Raw genomic sequence first — 15,278 nt, forward strand, 5'->3', positions numbered from 1 at the left:
CAAGGTCGCAGAAGCGATTCTGGACGGTCTCAATTTTGGGACTCATGGGTCAGATGTGATTCCTGCCAATTTGCTGATCAAGAACTCACCACAAACAGGCTCCAGGATCTGAAATCGAACGGATTTTTGCATAATAGCGACTCGGAACCGAAAAAATCCACCACAGACCGCAGGTTTTCTGAATTCTGTGGTGGATTTTCGCATATTTGTTCGCCCACCATCCAAACGGTGCCTTATTAGGCTTTGTCGAACGCCGCCAGGATGTTTTGGGCCGCCAACGTCGGGGTGGTGGAACCTTTGCGGAGGGCTCGTTCCATGTCTTGGCTCACTGCTTGAACACCGGGATCGTTTTCGAGACGCATGCGAATAGTTTCGTGGACCATCGACCAAGTCCATCCCACTTGTTGGTCACGACGTCGTTTTTCAAACTCCCCTGCCTCCACCATGGTTTTGTGATGGTCTTGGACATGTTGCCAAAAGGTGTCCACGCCGGTGCCTTCGACAGCTGACATGGTGATTGTTGGTGGATGCCAGAGTTCGTCGGGGCTGCGGACCATACGGAGTGCAGACGCGAGGTCGCGGGCTGCACGTTTTGCTGGTTTTTCGTTGGGGCCGTCGGCTTTGTTGATGGCCACCAATTCTGCCATTTCTAGGACACCTTTTTTGATGCCTTGGAGCTGGTCGCCAGCGCCGGACAGCGCCAGGAAGGTGAAGATATCCACCATGTGCGATACGGCGACTTCGCTTTGGCCGACGCCGACGGTTTCGACGATGATGATGTCGTAACCTGCAGCTTCGAAAACCACCATGGCTTCACGCGTTGCTTTGGCCACACCGCCAAGTGTTCCGGCAGAAGGTGACGGCCTGATGAAGGCGTTTTCTGCGTTGGAAAGCTTGGACATGCGGGTTTTATCGCCAAGGATCGAGCCGCGAGTTTTGGTCGAGGACGGGTCGATCGCTACGACTGCCACCTTGTGTCCCTGTTCAATCAGGTGCAGGCCGAAGGCTTCGATGAAGGTTGATTTACCAACACCGGGGACTCCTGTGATGCCGATGCGCAGGGCGTTTCCGGAATGCGGCAGCAGCTTGACCAGGAGTTCTTGGGCCAAGGCGCGATGGGCTGGCGCAGTGGATTCCAACAGGGTTATGGCACGCGCCATGAGGGTGCGGTCGTGTTGGAGGACGGCGTCGTAAAGCAATTGGACGTCGATGCGCTGCCTGGCGCGCTTGAGCGCCTCCGGAGCCACTGCGGTGCTGCGCCCTAAATCAGTGCCTCCGGTGGTGGTGAGGGTGCCTAGGTTGTCTTCTAGGAAACCGTGATCACTCATTCACATCCACATCCAGGTCAAAGCCCAGGTGTGCGGCGAGTCGGGTGATCAGATCGATCGCCGACTCCGCGATGACGGTTCCTGGAGGGTAAATCGCGGCGGCGCCCATATCGTAGAGATCCTGGAAATCGCCCGGCGGAATGACGCCGCCCACGGTGACCAGAATGTCATCGCGGCCAAGAGCTGCAAGTTCTTTCTTCAGCTCGGGCAGCAAGGTGAGGTGGCCTGCTGCCAGCGAAGACATACCCACCACGTGAACATCGGCGTCCACGGCGGCGCGGGCAGCTTCGGCTGGAGTTTGAAACAGCGGTCCAACATCCACGTCCATGCCCAGGTCAGCATAGGCAGACGCGACAACCTTCTGTCCACGGTCATGTCCATCCTGGCCCATCTTGGCAATAAAGATACGTGGGCGGCGGCCTTCCTCAGCCTCAAAGGCGTCAGCCAGGGCGATCGCGCGTTCGACGTTGCTCACTGTGCCTTCCTTTCCAACCTCATCTTTGTACACGCCAGACAGCGTCCTGATTTCTGCTTCGTGGCGGCCAAAGACAACTTCCAAAGCATCCGAGATCTCTCCAATGGTAGCTTTTGCGCGCGCAGCATCGACGGCAAGTTTGAGCAGGTTCTGATCCAAATCCCCTGGCTCTTTATGCTCGTTGCGGGCAGCAGCTGTCAACGCATCCAGCGCAGCCTTGACTTCTGCATCGTTGCGCTCTGCTTTCAGTTGCGCGAGTTTAGCCAACTGTTCTGCGCGAACCTTGGTGTTGTCAACCTTGAGGACTTCAATTTCCTCATCTTCTTCCACCACGTAGCGATTCACGCCGATCAGCGCCTGGCGGCCGGAATCAATGCGAGCCTGGGTGCGTGCCGCTGATTCCTCAATGCGCAGCTTAGGAATTCCCTGCGCGGTGGCCTGCGCCATTCCGCCGGCTTCCTCCACCTCATCGATGTGCTTGCGCGCGCGGTTAGCCAGCTCATTGGTCAACCACTCCACGTAATAGGAGCCCGCCCATGGATCAACTGGACGCACCGTGCCAGATTCCTGCTGCAGCAACAGCTGGGTGTTTCGGGCGATACGAGCAGAGAAATCGGTGGGCAGCGCCAACGCCTCATCAAGTGCATTGGTGTGCAGCGACTGGGTGTGGCCCTGGGTTGCAGCCATCGCCTCAATCGCGGTGCGGGCGACGTTGTTGTACACATCCTGCGCGGTCAACGACCAACCAGAGGTCTGCGAGTGCGTGCGCAGCGACTGCGACTTGGCGTTTTTCGGATCGAATTTTGCCACCAACTCGCTCCACAGCAGTCGTCCCGCACGCAGCTTTGCGATCTCCATGAAGGTGTACATAGAAATACCCCAGAAGAAGGACAGACGAGGCGCAAACTTATCCACGTCGAGGCCTACCTCTTTACCCGCACGGATGTATTCAATGCCATCGGCCAGGGTGTAGGCCAGCTCCAAATCGGCAGTCGCTCCCGCTTCCTGGATGTGATAGCCAGAAATCGAAATGGAGTTAAAACGTGGCATCTTCAAGGAGGTGTACTCAAAGATGTTGGAAATGATGCGCATCGACGGCTTCGGCGGATAAATATAGGTGTTGCGCACCATAAATTCTTTCAAGATGTCATTCTGGATCGTGCCCGCAAGCTGCTCCGGACCCACACCTTGTTCCTCAGCCGCCACGATATAGAACGCAAGAATCGGCAGCACAGCGCCATTCATGGTCATCGACACCGACACGCTGGACAAATCAATGCCATCAAACAGCTGACGCATATCCAAAATCGAATCAATCGCCACGCCGGCCATACCCACATCGCCGACCACGCGCTCATTATCCGAGTCATAACCGCGGTGGGTCGCTAGATCGAACGCAACCGACAAACCTTTTTGACCCGCAGCAAGGTTCCTCCGATAAAACGCATTGGATTCCGCGGCGGTTGAAAAGCCTGCGTACTGGCGAATCGTCCACGGCTGATTGGTGTACATAGTTGGGTACGGCCCGCGCATAAATGGCTTTTGACCTGGCAAAGAATCCACCGGATGTCCCGCCGCTTGCGCCTCGTCGCGGTCAGCCTGCGTGAATACGCGCTTGACATCAATGCCTTCGGGAGTGTTCCACACCTTGCCGGCGTCAACGTTGTGTGACTCCGATGCATGTGTCTCAGCAGTCAATGGGATATCTGAAAAATTAGGGATCGACGTCATGATTTAAGCTCCCAAAGCATCTAGCAGGTCAGCCAGCGTCGCCGCGGCATCAATTGTCATGTTCAAATAACCATCGGGCGCATGCGCGCTGCCCTCAAAGCTCTTCGGCGCGCCAGCAAGCAGGATGCGCTCAACGCCCGCTTCGCGGAGCTTTTCGACGGCTCCCTCCCCCGTTTCGGCATACTCTTGGTCCGTTCCACACACCACTACAATGCCTGCGGCCTGTGCAGCTTCTGCAAAAGCATCAGTGCCGGGAACAAGTTGACCCGGGTTGATTGCTTCAATGCCACCGGAAGCCAACAGGTTGGAAGTAAAACCAGTGCGAATATTGTGCTTGGACAACGGTCCCAGAGGAATCATCGTGATCTGTGGCCTCGCGCCGTTCTTTTCCAAGAAAGCATCCGAACGATTGCGCAGCGCTTCAAAATCCGCTGCCCATCGACGCACACCTGCAGGTTCTACCCGACGATCAGCTGGCAGCGGAGACTCCGCCAAGTTCGGGAACTCATTAATTCCAGTGAGCTTCTTCTTTCTCGACGCCACATCAGCGCGAGTCTGCTCCCACGTCTGATCAAGCATGGCAGTCACCGTGCCGGATGCACAAGCTGCACTGTATCCGCCCTCAGCTTCGATGCCACTGAACACAGCCCACGCCTTCTCCGCTAGATCATCGGTGAAGCTCTCCACGAAATATGATCCACCAGCAGGATCAACCACGTGACCAAGATGTGACTCTTCTAGCAACAACAAATTAGTATTGCGCGCGATGCGGTGAGCGAAATTCCTCGACACTCCAGGAACTCCATCTGGGATCGCATCATCAAAAGTACGAACCTCCACATCGGTTGCTCCACCGACGCCTGCAGCGAAAGCTGCAACAGTACTGCGCAGCATATTCACCCACGGATCACGCTGGCTAAACATCGCTCGTGCAGTCACCGCATGTTGTGGTGCTACGGCCAGCTCTGGAAAACCAAGCACCTCACACACCCTGGCCCACAGACGTCGAGCCACACGCAGCTTAGAAATCTGCGCGAACTGCTCATCGGTGACCGCAAAACGGAACGCCACCTGCTTAAGTGCAGCTTCCGTGGAAAGGCCTGCATCGACCAAGCGCCGGACATAATCCACACCGGCGGCGATACTTAGACCAATTTCTTGAGCATCCGACGCGCCCTGGTTGGAAAAACTGGAACCATCCACCAAGATAGCGCGCACATTCGCACGCTTGGAAGCATTCACTGCCAACTGAACTGCTTCTTCAATGGTGTCACTGTGCGAACCATCAACCTGCGCCGTCAAAGGACGAGAACCCAAGGTCAACGCAGCAAAAGGCGTTCCGGCTTCCTCCGCCAACGCATACAACGCCGCTGCAACCTCTGACGTGGATCCACCCGCATGAATCAGCAACGGAGCCATGTTGAGATACACGCCTTCGAGAGCAACTTTAAGATCAGCTGCCGTGAATTCCTCAGAGAACTCAAAACCCAATGTGGTGGTGCCAGAATTCAGAGCATTCAGCACCGCAGCGTTGATATTCTTCGGGCTGTCATGTCCGAAAGTCTCAGTAACACCCCAACCAACGCGTTCACCATCAACAGTGGTTCCCCTAGTGAAGGGAAACTCACCAGGAACCTCAGTGAATTTCCTCTGGGACTCATCTGCTCTGGTGTACAGCGGATTGATATCAACACCATCCGGTGTAGTGACGATGAGTTTCTTCCACACATCTACGGCAATGTCGCCGATGTCTTTCTTCTGTGTGCGCGCGAAAACACCGGCCACAGCCTTGTACCAAGTTTCGAGGTTCTCTGAAAGTTCCTCGGGCACCGCAGTCTTTGTGAGATCAGTCAACGTAGACTTACTTTCTCTTGCTTATGGATAGCTATTGGATTGCTTTTGTGTAGGGAGTTCACAAGCTTGTAAAGCCTTCACCTGTGTTTACCTACGAAAATTGCCGAACTTAATACCCTTCTGCGAACAGCTGAGCAGGGATCGGCACTAGCTTCTACTACGATAACGAGAACTTTGTTTCAATACATTCAAAATGGCGGAATATTTTGATCACGGGGGTGCAACTGTATGGTGTTTTCTATGCATGACAAAGGTGAGACCCAGGAGAATCCTGCGGACACGTCAGGACGCCTAAACACACCAATTTCCACGGTCTTCCACTTCTTTAGCTCACTTTTCCATGACGCTCTGCGCAGTGTTGCCCAGTGGAGTGCGTGGAAGAAAATCGCTGTATCGGTTGTCATCGTCGCAATTATTTCCGTAACTTTTCTTGTCGATGTCCCCCCGATTTCGGTTTATCGTGACTGGGCAAACAACGCCGGCGACGCTTTTGTCTTAGTTTTTTGCGCCTTTTATATCCTCATTACTCAGTTCCCTATCCCCCGCACAGTTCTCACACTGGCCTCCGGCGTGCTGTTCGGGCCGGTTCTTGGATCATTCGTGGCGCTGGGTTCCACCACAGTGTCAGCGGTAATCTCGCTCCTCATTGTTCGGGGTCTACTTGGCGATTGGATGGCGCCACGTTTAACGCACCCCGCAGTCTCACGCATCAATACCCGACTTGAGCAACGTGGATGGCTGGCGATTACCTCTTTAAGAATGATCGCCGCTATCCCCTTTTCCATCCTCAACTATGTTGCAGCCTTGACTAGCGTTCCTGTTTTTTCTTTTGCCATCGCTACCTTGATCGGATCTGCACCAGGAACCATCATCACCGTCGTTTTGGGAGATGCAGTCACAGGTTCTGGAAACTGGACCGCCGTTGCATTCACGGTATTTTTAGCGATTTTGGGTGTTTTAGGTATCTTTTTAGATCAAAAGATGCCAGTCAAGCCTGGAAAGTAGACAATATGAGGTAGGGTTGGAGAAGATTCTTTACTTCTTCACTCATTCGCCCTGACGGCGAATCCACTACAATAAACAAAGGGGGCAGCCACCCATGTGGGCACTGCATGCCAGATACCGCGGCCGAGACACACGACGAGCCGAATTGGTTAAAAGATTTGCAGAAGCTTTGTCCACCCTCGAAGGTGCTGGCCAGTTTGAAGTCATTGGTGTCGAAGACATCCGAGCACACATCACCTCACCGGTAACCACATGTGATGTTGTCATGGCGCTACTCGCAGCTGGCGATTGGGCAATCGGAATTGGTGTTATCCCCACCGTTGACGGAACAGTCGATGAATCCGATGAGGCCATCATCGAACAGGTAAAGAAAATTTCCTCTGATGCTCTGCGCCCCACCGCCAAGGCGGGAACGGTCAAGGTGAGGATCGCCGGAACCAAACGGGACAATACTCAAGCCTTCAACATCTCCGCTGCATTCACGTTGATTGGGCAAGTTCTGTCAAAGCGCACCATCGAAGGACGCGAAGCCACCGCACTCGTCCGTTCTGGACTGAATCAAAATGAGGCAGCCCAAGAGCTCGGTATTTCCAAGCAGGCAATGTCGCAGCGTTTGCAGGCGGCAGGTTGGCAGGCGGAATCTGCTGGTTGGCAATTGGCCGTAAACCTCATCGAGCAGGCTGGCAAGCGCTAGCGGGCGATTTAAGAGCCTGAGTTTGTGAGATAAGCATGAGAGTATGGGTCGACTCATTTCAGGCGCTGAGAAGCGAATCTGAGAGGTTGAAATTCCCAAGCTCTGTGGCGGTTTTTCTCACGCCATGTGGTAGACCTCACCAGGTCGATCGACTGGCCAGTCTTCGGTCATATAGGACGGTTTTTAGAAACTACACCAGCCAGATCGGCTCGAACGAGCGGGATTTTAGGCCTGTTCTTCATCAACATAGTTGTTTAGACACAAATAAGGCGGGAAACATCTAGTGTTTCCCGCCTTTTCTTATGCCTGATTAGTTTCCGTAAGGATTCTCTCGGTGTTGGCCGGAGTAATCTTCAGGGTTTGCCTGTGGTGCAGGGAATTCTTGGGCGAAGTTTGCGGTAGGAGGTGCTGCCTCAACCTCAGGTTGTGCAGTGGTTCCGTTTTGCAAAGCCTCCAATACTGCTTCAGGTTCAACGCGTCGTGCGGTCTTCTTGGAAAGGATCTCACCGGGTTCTGGATCGACTGGCTTGTTGGCCACGGCGTTTGCTGCGGCGACTGCTGCTGCGATTTCAGGGTCTGATTCGGTGGAGAACCAGTCTTCCACGTTGTCGGCGTTTGCGATGTCGCGGGTTTCTTCATCCACGGTGTTTGGTTCGTAGCGGAAGACACCTTCTGCATCCTTTGCGCCGAACTGCTTCGCAAAACCTTCCAAAGAATCGGAGAACTGGCTTGGGATGACCCACATCTTGGAGGCGTTGCCCTCTGCGATCTTAGGAAGCTTTTCAAGGTATTGATAAGCAAGAACCTCTGGGGTCAACTTGGCAGACTTGATTGCAGCGTTGACCTTTTGGATTGCTCGGGCTTCACCCTGCGCCTGGAGGTAGCGTGCCGCGCGTTCACCTTCGGCGCGCAGGATCATCGCTTGGCGTTCTGCTTCTGCGTTCAGGATGGATGCGTGCTTTTCACCCTCAGCTTGGAGGATCTTGGCTTGCTTTTCACCTTCGGCAGTTTTGATGTCGGCTTCGCGCTGACCTTCTGCGGTCAAAATGGTGGCGCGCTTTTCACGGTCTGCCTTCATCTGCTTTTCCATCGATTGCTGGATGGATGGTGGCGGATCAATTGCCTTTAGTTCCACACGGCTGATGCGCAGGCCCCATTTGGTGGTTGCTGCATCGAGCTCGCCGCGGAGGCGGCGGTTGATCACGTCACGTGAAGTGAGGGTTTCTTCCAGGGTCATGCCACCGACAACGTCTCGAAGTGTTGCTACAGAAATCTGCTCCACACCGACGATGTAGTTGTCCACGCCGTAGATGGCGCGCTCTGGTTCGTTGATTTGGAAGGTCACCACGATATCGATGGCCACGGTCAGGTTGTCTTGGGTAATAACAGCCTGCGGTGGGAATGAGACCACGCGCTCACGGGTGTCGATCCTTGCGCGTACTCGGTCCACGAATGGAACCAGCAGGGTCAGGCCACCTGAAACGGTGCGGGTGTAGCTACCAAGGCGTTCAATGACGGCGGCTTCACCCTGGGGAATCAGGGCTATGGACTTGATCACCACGACGGCGACAAAGACCAGGAAAACTATGGCGAGGATTAGTCCTGTCATCGTTACTCCAGTTTTAGTTGGGAATGGCCAGTACTATTTGATTGTTAAAAAATTTAGGCTTCTTTCCATACAATCGCGGTTGTGCCTTGGATATCAATGACACTGACAATTTCACCTTCCGCGAAGGTGTGTGTGGGATCCATGCTGCGGGCGGACCAAATTGAACCATCCAGGCGGACCTGCCCGCTGGTCGCTCCGACATCTTCGAGCACTTCAGCACGGTGGCCAACAAGTGCTCGTGGTGAAGAGTCCAGAACCTTTGGCTTCAGCAGACGCTTTCTAATGGCCGGCCTAATGAACATCAGTAGAGCAGCTGAGGCCACCGCGAAGGTGACAAATTCAGCCCATACTGGGACGCCAATGAGTGCCACACCAGCGGTTGCCAAAGCAGCTCCGCCAAGCATCAATAAGGTGAACTCTCCTACTGCCAATTCCAAGCCAGCAAGAACCAATGCTCCGATAAACCAAATTATTGCTCCCACGCAGGCCACCCTACATAATTTGGAAGGGCCAGGCAGGGCTCGCCACGCAAAAACACACCCGAAAAATCAGGCAAGGACGTCCTCTTTGCTCAAATCGTGGTTGGTCACAAAGTCCACCAAGCGTTCCACTGCCCCGATGAGGGTGTGGTCCAGATCGCGGAAGGAATTCACGGCGTTATACACACGGTGCCAGCCTTCTTTGGGGTCTGACCAGCCAACTCGTTTGCAGATGCCGGTTTTCCAATCCTCCCCGTATGGCACCTCAGGCCACGCCTTAAGCCCCAAACGCTCTGGTTTCACAGCAGCCCAAATATCGATGTAGGGGTGGCCGGTGACAGCGACATCCGCGGGTAGTGATTTAGTCATCCGAGTTTCTTTAGATCCCTCAACGAGGTGATCGGCGAGCACTCCGATGCGTCGTCCTGGCCCAGGCTGAAATTCCGCGAGACGTTCCTCGAGGTTGTCTAGACCTTCCAGGTACTCCACCACGACGCCCTCAACGCGAAGGTCGTGTCCCCACACTTTCTCCACGATGGCGGCGTCATGGATGCCTTCTACCCAGATGCGTGACGGCGCCGCGACCTTTGCTTGCGCGTTTTCTACACGCCTGGAACCAGAATTAGATTTCCGCGGCGCCTGCTTTTCCACAAAACGGGTGAGATTAACGATCTGCCCATCAATCATGAACGCACCCTTGCGCAGCTTGTACAGCGCATCGCGTCCGCGGCGGTCCTCGAGACGCACAAAATCACCATCGTAGGTGCGTTCAAAACCGGTCACAGCGCCGACGAAGCCATCTCCACGAACTTCCACCACAAGGCCTGGTTTTGCGGGCACATCGGGATACTCCGGCTGCTTGTTGCGGGAGTGTCCACCAAAAATATTGCCTGCATAGGGGTCTGAAAAACTCATAGCTCACCACCCTAGTCAAAGCACTGCACTACACTTCCCTAACACTATGGAAATTCGAGCAAACGTTTATTCACCGCTTCAAAATACTGCCGTCTGGCTAGGTGCGTGGCTCTATGAATTAGTGCCCACCGAAGATGTCATCGATGCGTTCGTCGATCTCGGCGGCCCGCACACCTTCGGCGACGGCGGGCTGCTCGATATGATGCGAACTTTAAAAGAATTAACAAGCACGCTTATCGACGCCCCCTTCCACGGTCCGATTTTAACTCTCGCACTCAGCGGTCCAGGCCAAGTGCCGGCGTTGCCGGCAGGTTCACGCGCTGCGGTCTTGGCCTCCGCCTCGAAGGAGGGGGCGTTGGTGCTGGGCGGCGTCGATAAGCAGCATTCTTGGGCGCTTGTTCCTACGCGCGGTAAGGATGCCACTGAGTGGAATTTGGTGGAGGTGGAGGGCTTTTTGCCGGCGATTGCGACTGCCTCGCCCGGTGAGGCGGATCAGCTGCTCCGTCAGGCGACAGATCAGGCGGCAAATATCATTGAGTCAAGTGGCTACGCTTCACTTGCGCCGAAATCTTTGAAGAATCCGCGACTAACCGTGGGCATGCTGTCAGATTTTTACGACACCCCGGGGCTTCCCTATGCAGTCCCAGAGAGGTCGGCGAAGCTTTTTGCGCGCGCAGATCGCGTGGCTGCCATCGCAGAGACCGTGCAGGAAACCATCGGCGATCACAGCCTGGATCCACAGTTGATTTCCCTGTGGAGCCATATTCGGACCGCGCGCATGGCTGGGGTGAGTTATGCCCTCGCAGAGTTTGCGAGGGACTATCACTCCTAGTTGGCAGCTGGCGCCGCTGAGCGAGCGTTGGGGTTCACCCGCGCGGTTTTATGCTTGGCGGTACCACAGCAGCCGTCGCCACACGGTGCGCCGTTGACGGAACTTCCGCGTGCTGGCAGCTTTCCAAGGCGCTCGATAACGCGCTTGAGCTCTGCCTCCTCGATGAGATCAACCACAAGGGCTGCGAATTCATCGGTGGGGCCAACGGTGTCGACGCGCTCGACCACCATGTTGCGCTTCTCGGCTTCTTCCATCAGCTCGGAATCAAGATCCCAAATGACTTCCATATGATCAGAAATAAAGCCTACAGGGCAGACAACGAGCGCTTTCTGACCCTTTTCGTTGAGCTCCACTGCGTGATCCACGATGTCAGGCTCCAGCCACGGAGTGTGCGGGCTACCCGAGCGGGACTGCCACACCACATCAAAATCTGACACACCAACAGCCTCAGCAATCAGTGCTGACGCTTCCTTGACCTGTGTGGAATACAAGGAACCATCCTCAGGGGTTCCCGCAGCATTGTCCGCAGTCAGTGGAATGGAGTGCGCGGTGAAGACCAGACGCGCCTCATCGCGCAGCTCATCGGGAAGCTTCGCGTAGGAATCCTGAACCAATTGAGCCATGGTGGAGACAAAACGAGGGTGATCGTAGAACTGACGCAGCTTGGTGAACGTGATCGACTGCCCCTGAGACTCCAGGTGCTTGATCATGCCCTTAATATCTTCCTGGTACTGCTGACAACCGGAGTAGCCACCCCAAGCGGAAGTTGCCAACACCAGCGCGTTTTTCACGCCGTCATCAGCCATTTGTTCAGCGGCCTCATTATCAAACGGCTTCCAGTTGCGGTTACCAAAATAAACAGGCAGCTTGTGATCGCGAGACGCCAATTCTTTTTCCACATTGGCGATAATTTCCCTGTTCAGCGCATTGATGGGGCTGATACCACCGAAGTGGTGGTAATGAACCGCCACATCATCTAGACGTTCCGGCGGAATCCCCCTTCCGCGAGTGACATTCTCCAAAAACGGACGAACCTCCTCGTGCCCTTCGGGACCACCGAAGGAGAGCACAAGGAGGGCGTCAAATGCATCCGATGTGCGTTCATTCATACGAGGATCGTACCAACTTTTGGTTGATATTGCATAAAAACGCATGAACCACATCAATATTCATAGGAGGAAACTAAATGAGGCGTACCACGCTCTCGGTCATTCCGCTCCAGCGAACAGGAGAAATCTTCACGACAGAACCCGAATTCGGAGCCTCAATCATCTGACCATCACCGAGGTAAATTGCCACGTGCTGAGACGCTCCCGGACCATAGAAGATCAGATCGCCACGTTGCATCTCAGAAGGCGACACCTTGGTGCCGTGCTGGTACTGGTAGCCCGTGTAGTGAGGAAGTGAAATTCCCACACCCGCAAACGCATACAAGGTCAGTCCAGAACAGTCGAAGCCAACCTTGTTGTAATCGCCGTAAGAGTCCGCCACGCCACCGTCACGGATACCCAGAGTTGGGCCATTAGCGTTACCGCCACCCCATGCGTACTGCACACCCAACTGGCTCATGGCGCGCGCAATCACAGTCTCAATCTGAGCGGAACGATCGCCGGAAATAACCTCTGAAGAATCATTGCCGGAGGAATCTGAATCTGAAGAATCAGAGCCTGTGGAATCGTTGCCTGTGGAATCATTGTCGCTGGAGTCGTTCTGGGAATCTCCAGACTCACCCGTACCTGGCTGCGTTGGGCCTTGGATGTCCGCAATGTCGGTTGGATCCGCGTCTTCATCAGTTGGGTAAGGATTTTGAGTAGTGGCATGGCTGGACTGGCTCGCCGCAATTAGAGCAGCCGCAGCGATGGAGGCTGCGGTGAGCGCCTGTTCACGCAGTGCCTGAGCTTGGGCATCGTTGGCCGCCTGAGCGTCAGCCTCACGTTGCGCCTGTTCCGCTGCTGCTTGAGCCTCTGCAGCACGCTGTTGCGCGGCGTCACGATCATTCGCTTCTGCCTGAGCAGCTTGCGCTGCCTGAGCTTGCGCGGCTTGTGCAGCTTGGGTTTCCGCAGCTTGCGCGGCTTGTGCAGCTTGGGTTTCTGCAGCTTGAGTTGCTTGTGCCTGTGCTGCCTCAGCTGCTTGCGCAGCTTGGGCTTCCTCCGCTGCCTGAGCTTGCTGGGCAGCCTCTTGAGCTTCAGCGGCTGCCTGTGCAGCAGCCTCATCGGCACGACGCTTCTCCTCCGCAGCAGCCTGAGCTTCCGCTTCCGCCTGGATGCGAGCCTGCTCTGCCTGCTGGAATTCCTCGTACTCAGCACGCTGACCTTGCAGATTATCCGCCTGCGCACGAGCGATGGCCAAGTTGCGCTCAGCCTCATCACGCTGGGCAACCAAGGTAGTGCGGTTGTTAGTCAAGACATTGAGCTGCTCGCTGTTTGCGGCAATTGCAGCCTCGGTCTGGACTTGCTTTTCGACGGCTTCCGCCTCACGCTGCTCAGCAACGATGCGGGCCTGGCGCAACACCGATTCCTTGTTGGCGTTTTCCGTACGGAGGCGATCAAGCTCTTCAACAGCTGCCTGCTGCTTTTCCGCACTGGTTCGCAGGTAAGTCTGACGATCTAGCGCATCTTCAGAATTTCCATTGCCCGAGATGCCGGAAAGCCCCTTGGAGGTTCCGTTTTGGCGATACGCTGCACGTGAAATCTCATCAAGGCGCTCTTGGGCTGCTTCGATCTGCGCTTGAGAATCATCGAGATCCTTCTTGGCTGCAAGAGCATCTTGGCGGGCCTGCTCGGCGATTGCCTGCGCATCATGCAAATCCACAAGGGACTTGTTCACTTCTTCACGCAGAGCACCCATTTCCAGCTCGACGCGGTTAATTTCCGCGTCAGTGCTGGACAAAGATCCTGCCAGGCGGGCGACTTCCCCATCGCCCGCCGAAACATTTTCCTCTGCCTGTGCAATGGCTGCGTCATCCGGATTCTGTGGCTGCGCCACCGCCGGAGTCATGGAACTAAGCAAAGCTCCGCTTACTGCAAGCGCAATCAATGCCCTGGTCAACGCGACACCTTTTACCTGGGTATGGGTACGTCGAAGAGCTGCCCGCACCCCAGGGCGAACTGAATCTAGATTGGCCACATGTTCTCCTGTTCAATCCGAATCCCTTCACATATCAAGTCTTGACGCTAGATACTTGCCAAGAATTGAAACGTAAAGACTCCGCGTTCCGTAGCGGAAACTATGGGCCACTCTCCTCTTCATTGCACCAACCATTCACCGATTTATTGCATCTCCAGCAAGCTTCCCCGTTTGCCCAAATGCTCATCAGTAAAAAGAGTGGAAGTTTCAAGGTTTAACGCTTGATAACTACTGTTACTCAAATTGATTCAAGTTTTGGAAAACAACCCATGAGTCGATATCTGAACATTAAGTCACCTTGGTAACTTTTGATACATCTTTCACAACAGTTACATAACAAAAGGCCAGAGCGTGCAAGGTTTTGCATGTTCTGGCCTGCATGAATGGCTGAGTTATGAAATTTTGTGATGTTTATCACTTTGTGGCACAAAGTATGTGAATTTTCCGCAATTTGGGAATTTTCTCGACACCTACCGAAAGTGCTATAAGTAAAGCTTTAGAACTTTACTTATAAAGATATTGCTTTTCGACGCACAGACACACCCGCAACAACCACGGCAATTGCCAAAGCAACCAACCCCCAAATCAGCAATTGACCCCAATCAATATTCCCCACCGTCGATTCCGTTACATCCTGCACCAAAAGCTCCGTTCCCAGCACGTAATCAGTGGTCCCAAGCAAATCATGCTGCCCTGACTCAAGCGCCGCCCTCGAATGAACATCACTCACCACCGCAGCCGACATTGGAGCCCGCACCACAACGGTGTCCAGATCCGTTTGAATCAACAGCTCCTGCGCAATATCCCTCAGGTCGGAAGTCATCACTGGAGTTTCATCAAGAATCACGACCCCTAAAGATCCAAAATCTGATTCCTTTGCATCTGTCACAACATTAATAAGGTCTTTTTCCAAAGTCGGAAACTGGTCGCCTGTGTGCTCCCCCATTGCCACGGCATCATCACCAAGCTCCGAAGCGAGCTGCTTGAGATCAATATTTTCTGGAATCATCTAAAAACCTTCATTAGTGTCGGGCTCACGAAAGAGCGGGAACCGACTTCACTCAATAAACAATGGGGGTGAGTAAGGGGGTGATAGAAAGTCACATCACGCACGTACCCATTTCGAGCAAATCCGACAAAACCGCTGCCTAGGGACATTAGACACGCTAGCAGGCCAAAATTCCATGACGTTATTGACGCGCCAAGAACCCCAACTTTCCCGCCAGAACG

Annotated in this window: 12 protein-coding genes; 3 read left to right on the forward strand and 9 right to left on the reverse strand. The window is 54.5% G+C overall.

Going from position 1 to position 15,278, the window contains the following annotated elements; all coding sequences use genetic code 11:
- Positions 1 to 236: 236 nt before the first annotated feature.
- The 3 genes from meaB to KW808_RS08345 are packed head-to-tail and all read right to left on the reverse strand — an operon-like array spanning position 237 to position 5,388.
- A complete protein-coding gene (gene meaB, locus KW808_RS08335) occupies positions 237 to 1,328 on the reverse strand; it encodes a methylmalonyl Co-A mutase-associated GTPase MeaB (protein ID WP_003862329.1) in 1,092 nt (363 codons plus the stop codon).
- Positions 1,321 to 3,534, reverse strand: coding sequence for a methylmalonyl-CoA mutase (scpA, locus tag KW808_RS08340; RefSeq protein ID WP_003862325.1), 2,214 nt, complete (start codon positions 3,532 to 3,534; stop codon positions 1,321 to 1,323). The genes meaB and scpA overlap by 8 nt, the downstream gene beginning before the upstream one ends.
- 3 nt (positions 3,535 to 3,537) lie before the next feature.
- Positions 3,538 to 5,388, reverse strand: coding sequence for a methylmalonyl-CoA mutase family protein (locus tag KW808_RS08345; RefSeq protein WP_003862323.1), 1,851 nt, complete (start codon positions 5,386 to 5,388; stop codon positions 3,538 to 3,540).
- A gap of 240 nt (positions 5,389 to 5,628) precedes the next feature.
- Here KW808_RS08345 and KW808_RS08350 point away from each other — a divergent pair, with 240 nt between their 5' ends.
- Complete coding sequence (locus KW808_RS08350; RefSeq protein WP_170844366.1) at positions 5,629 to 6,393, forward strand: TVP38/TMEM64 family protein; 765 nt, start codon at positions 5,629 to 5,631, stop codon at positions 6,391 to 6,393.
- A gap of 94 nt (positions 6,394 to 6,487) precedes the next feature.
- Positions 6,488 to 7,087 carry a hypothetical protein gene (locus KW808_RS08355; protein WP_003862320.1) on the forward strand — a complete coding sequence of 200 codons (600 nt, stop codon included), beginning with the start codon at positions 6,488 to 6,490 and terminating at the stop codon, positions 7,085 to 7,087.
- 310 nt (positions 7,088 to 7,397) lie between these two features.
- On the opposite strand, the gene KW808_RS08360 is transcribed toward KW808_RS08355, so the two are convergent.
- The 3 genes from KW808_RS08360 to KW808_RS08370 form a co-directional block, all read right to left on the reverse strand.
- Positions 7,398 to 8,696, reverse strand: a complete 1,299-nt coding sequence (locus tag KW808_RS08360) for an SPFH domain-containing protein (protein WP_003862318.1) — start codon at positions 8,694 to 8,696, stop codon at positions 7,398 to 7,400.
- A gap of 53 nt (positions 8,697 to 8,749) precedes the next feature.
- A complete protein-coding gene (locus KW808_RS08365; protein WP_003862316.1) occupies positions 8,750 to 9,178 on the reverse strand; it encodes an NfeD family protein in 429 nt (142 codons plus the stop codon).
- A 66-nt stretch (positions 9,179 to 9,244) separates the two neighbouring features.
- Complete coding sequence (locus KW808_RS08370; protein ID WP_003862313.1) at positions 9,245 to 10,090, reverse strand: DUF3097 domain-containing protein; 846 nt, start codon at positions 10,088 to 10,090, stop codon at positions 9,245 to 9,247.
- Between the two features lie 46 nt (positions 10,091 to 10,136).
- Between KW808_RS08370 and KW808_RS08375 the strand changes: the two genes are divergently transcribed.
- On the forward strand, positions 10,137 to 10,922 hold the full coding sequence (locus KW808_RS08375) for an Rv1486c family protein (RefSeq protein WP_034983747.1): 786 nt from the start codon (positions 10,137 to 10,139) through the stop codon (positions 10,920 to 10,922).
- Here the strand turns inward: KW808_RS08375 and KW808_RS08380 are convergent.
- From KW808_RS08380 to KW808_RS08390, 3 genes are all read right to left on the reverse strand, one after another.
- Complete coding sequence (locus tag KW808_RS08380) at positions 10,919 to 12,031, reverse strand: ferrochelatase (protein WP_003862309.1); 1,113 nt, start codon at positions 12,029 to 12,031, stop codon at positions 10,919 to 10,921. The two genes, KW808_RS08375 and KW808_RS08380, sit on opposite strands and share 4 nt — an antisense overlap.
- A 73-nt stretch (positions 12,032 to 12,104) precedes the next feature.
- Complete coding sequence (locus KW808_RS08385) at positions 12,105 to 14,048, reverse strand: DIP1281 family NlpC/P60 protein (protein ID WP_034983748.1); 1,944 nt, start codon at positions 14,046 to 14,048, stop codon at positions 12,105 to 12,107.
- A 508-nt stretch (positions 14,049 to 14,556) separates the two neighbouring features.
- Positions 14,557 to 15,057 (reverse strand): Rv1476 family membrane protein, encoded by a 501-nt coding sequence (locus KW808_RS08390; protein ID WP_003862307.1) that lies wholly within the window; start codon positions 15,055 to 15,057, stop codon positions 14,557 to 14,559.
- Positions 15,058 to 15,278: the final 221 nt, after the last annotated feature.

It is taken from the genome of [Brevibacterium] flavum, assembly GCF_019317305.1.
Taxonomy (GTDB): domain Bacteria; phylum Actinomycetota; class Actinomycetes; order Mycobacteriales; family Mycobacteriaceae; genus Corynebacterium; species Corynebacterium glutamicum.